Source organism: Pseudomonas sp. AC083 (genome assembly GCF_979253165.1).
Window position 1 is genome coordinate 1 of the sequence record NZ_CEEDDH010000164.1, and the last position, 267, is coordinate 267.

General features: G+C 39.3%; 1 protein-coding gene. It reads right to left on the bottom strand.

Annotated elements, in window-relative coordinates; all coding sequences use genetic code 11:
• On the bottom strand, positions 1 to 267 hold a 267-nt coding region (locus AC0IXA_RS27570), incomplete at both ends, for a histidine kinase dimerization/phospho-acceptor domain-containing protein (protein ID WP_471814925.1).

The following is a 267-nucleotide window of genomic DNA, read 5'->3' on the forward strand; positions in this document are numbered from 1 at the left end:
TTTCAGCTCTGATGTGATGACATTAAAATAGAGCGAATACTCCCCTTCAATATTTCCTTTTAATAGCTGAATGAAGCCTTTTAATGCTGTCATCGGGTTTCTAATTTCATGTGCAATTCCAGCAGCAAGCTCTCCGACCACATGAAGGGTATCTGATTTTCTCACCCGCTCTTCTAATTCCTTCCGCTCTGTCACATCTCTAAAGATGGCCAAATTCATATTATGGATAATGTTACGTTTAAAAGAGAACTCCAGTATACGCTGATC